This is a genomic window from Amaricoccus sp., assembly GCF_036846665.1.
Lineage (GTDB): Bacteria > Pseudomonadota > Alphaproteobacteria > Rhodobacterales > Rhodobacteraceae > Amaricoccus.
On record NZ_DAIUBO010000336.1, the window covers coordinates 1 to 3,260 of the forward strand.

Here is a 3,260-nt window from a genome sequence, read left to right on the forward strand (position 1 = left end):
GAGCAGCGGAATCATAATCCGCGTGTCGGGGGTTCAAGTCCCTCCTCCGCTACCAAGAAATCAAATGCCTGGCAAAATTCGACCGGCGGCGCGGCCATCGTGGCTGGGCGGCTCGGCCGGTGGGTGGCGGTCGTCCGCGAGCCGTGCCGGTGGGTGCTGGCGTCTGAATCTGCCGGGTCCCAAGTCAGGGGCGCTGGGCGATGTTGCCGCCGTCGATCCGGCGCAGCGAGATGTCGAGCCGCGCCTCGGCCGCGGCGATCTCGTTCAGTGCGCGCCGCGTGTAGCCCATGTGATCCTCGGCGGCGCGGGCGGCCGCGGCGGGGTCGTGCGCCATGACGGCGTCGTAGATGGCGCGGTGCTGGAGCCGCAGCACGTCGCGCACCTCGGTCCGCGAATAGAGCTTCTCGCGGTTGTGGAACACGCCCTCGCGCAGCATGCCCGAGAGCGCCCGCATGATCTGCAGGAGCACGATGTTGTGGCTGGCCTCGTAGATCGCGAGATGCAGGTCCACGTCGGCCTCGGCCTCGTCGCGGGCATCGGCCTGTTCGTGCGCCGCCTCGATCCGCTCGACGCAGCGCGTCAGGGTCTGGCGGTCGATGTCGCTGGCCCGGGTCGCGGCGAGGCCCGCGGCCATCCCCTCGAGCGTGCCGCGCAGCTCGAGGTAGTCGTCGATCACCCTGCCGCCCGTGGACATGAGCTCGATCAGCGGATCGGTGAGGCTGGTCGCCAGCGGCGCGATCCGCCGGGTTCCGCCGGCGTCGGTCTCGATCAGGCCCTTGTCCTCGAGGATCTTGAGCCCCTGCCGCAGGGTCGGGCGCGACACGTCGAGCCGTAGCGCCATCTCCCGTTCCGGCAACAGTGGATCGCCCGAGCGCAGCGAGCCTTCGAGAATCAGATCCTCGATATGCCGGACCGTGGCCTGGGCGGCGCTGGCGCCCTTGTTCACCCTGCTGTCCATGATCGCGCCTCCGAACCGTCTGGCGTTCCATCGGAATCCCAGCCTAGCCGCGGCCGCGCCGATGGGCAATTCAATTTTTTGTTTGACATGTCCGGTAAAAATCTTTTACCTACACACTGAGAGTGGAAATCAAAAATTCCATCGCGACGGCAACGAATGGGCGACGGCGGCTCGCCCGAGAGCAAGGCCGTCGTGCGTCTGAGAAGGGGAGGGCGAATGACCAGGGACCGACAAGAGGAACAATCCGTGACGCGCGCCGACTTGCTCGACAAGCTCGGCGGCATCGTGGGGAGGCGGCATGTGATGACCGCGGCCCGCGCCACGCGCCGGTACACGCGGGGGTTCCGCTACGGCTCGGGGCCGGTGGCGGCGGTGGTACGGCCCGGATCCCTGGTCGAGATGTGGCGGGTGCTGAACGTCGCCGTCGCCGCCGGCCGGGCGGTGATCCTCCAGGCGGCCAATACCGGGCTGACCGGCGGCTCGACCCCCTGGGGCGAGGATTACGACCGCGAGATCGTGCTGGTCAGCGTCATGCGGCTCAGGGGCGTGCATCTGATCGAGGCGGGGCGGCAGGTGGTCTGCCTGCCCGGCGCGACGCTCGACGCGCTGGAGAAGCGCCTGCGCCCGCTGGGGCGGGAGCCGCATTCGGTGATCGGCTCGAGCTGCATCGGCGCCTCGGTGCTCGGCGGCATCTGCAACAATTCCGGCGGCGCGCTGATCCAGCGCGGCCCGGCCTATACCGAGATGACGCTCTATGCCGAGGTGCGCGCGGACGGATCGGTCGCGCTGGTCAATCACCTGGGCCTGGATCTGGGCGACACCCCCGAGGAGATCCTCGCCCGGCTCGAACGCGGCGACCTGCCGCGGCCGGCGCCCACCGATGCCTGGGCCTCGGACCGAGAATATGCCACCCATGTGCGCGACGTCGACGCCCGGACCCCGGCGCGGTTCAACGCCGATCCGCGGCGGCTGCACGAGAGCGCGGGCTGCGCCGGCAAGCTGGCGGTCTTCGCGGTGCGGCTCGACACCTTCGAATCCGAGACGGAGACCGCGGTCTTCTATATCGGCAGCAACGATCCCGACGAGCTGACGGCGATCCGCCGCCATATCCTGACCCGGTTCGACAACCTGCCCGTCGCCGGCGAATACATCCACCGCGACGCCTATGACGTGGCGGCCCGGTACGGCAAGGACACGTTCCTCTTCATCCAGCGCGCGGGCACCGACCGGATGCCGGCCCTCTTCGCCGCCAAGGCGCGGATGGATGCGCTGACCGAGCGGCTCGGCCTCGGCGCCACCCTGTCGGACCGGCTGGCGCAGGCGGCCGCCTCGCTGGCGCCCGGGCATCTGCCGGCGCGGATGACCGATTTCCGCGACCGCTTCGAGCATCACCTGCTGCTGCGCATGGGCGGCGCCGGCATCGCCGAGGCGCGGGACTATCTGTCGGCGCTGTTTCCCTCGGCGAGCGGGGACATGTTCGAATGCACGCCCGCCGAGGGGACCGCCGCCTTCCTGCACCGCTTCGCGGTCGCGGGCGCGGCGGTCCGATACCGCGCCATCCATGCGCGCGAGGTCGAGGACATCGTGGCGCTCGACATCGCGCTGCGCCGCGACGACCGGGAATGGGTCGAGACCCTGCCGCCCGAGATCGACGGGAAGATCGTCAAGAAGCTCTATTACGGCCATTTCTTCTGCCACGTCTTCCATCAGGACTACGTGGTGGCCAAGGGCCATGACTGCCTCGCGCTGGAGCACGAGATGTGGCGGCATCTCGACCGGCGCGGCGCTGAATACCCGGCCGAGCACAATGTCGGCCATCTCTACCACGCCAAGCCGGATCTGGCCGGGTTCTACCGCTCCATCGACCCGACCAACAGCTTCAATCCCGGGATCGGCCAGACATCGAAATGCGCGCACTGGCATTAGGCCAGGGCACTTCGAGCTGACTCACACTGAACCGGCGGCGATCGCCGCCCCATAGGAGGAGGAAATATGCCTGAAACCTTCACAATCATCCTGGCCACGCTGCCAATCGCCACGGTATTCCTGTTGCTGGTGGTCCTGGCGCGCTCGGCCAAGTTTTCGATGTTCGTGGCCTATCTGGTGACCACGGCGACCGCTCTGCTGGTCTGGGGCACCGAGCTCAACAAGGTGCTGGGCGCCACCGTCAACGGCGTCGTGACCGCCGTCAGCCTGCTCTATATCGTCTTCGGCGCGATCCTGATGCTCTATACGCTCGAGGAGAGCGGCGGCATCCGCTCGATCCGGAGGGGGTTCACCTCGATCTCGCCCGACCGGCGGG

3 protein-coding genes are annotated in these 3,260 nt (G+C 68.4%); 2 read left to right on the top strand and 1 reads right to left on the bottom strand.

Annotation, left to right across the window (positions count from 1 at the left end; translation table 11 throughout):
* Positions 1 to 184: 184 nt before the first annotated feature.
* Positions 185 to 958 (bottom strand): FCD domain-containing protein, encoded by a 774-nt coding sequence (locus V7050_RS19805; RefSeq protein ID WP_324370517.1) that lies wholly within the window; start codon positions 956 to 958, stop codon positions 185 to 187.
* 216 nt (positions 959 to 1,174) lie between these two features.
* On the opposite strand from V7050_RS19805, the gene dld reads away from it, so the two are divergent.
* Both dld and V7050_RS19815 read left to right on the top strand, forming a co-directional pair.
* On the top strand, positions 1,175 to 2,884 hold the full coding sequence (dld, locus tag V7050_RS19810) for a D-lactate dehydrogenase (protein ID WP_442885554.1): 1,710 nt from the start codon (positions 1,175 to 1,177) through the stop codon (positions 2,882 to 2,884).
* A 66-nt stretch (positions 2,885 to 2,950) separates the two neighbouring features.
* Positions 2,951 to 3,260: L-lactate permease (locus tag V7050_RS19815; RefSeq protein WP_324370513.1), on the top strand; the 310-nt coding region annotated here is incomplete at its 3' end.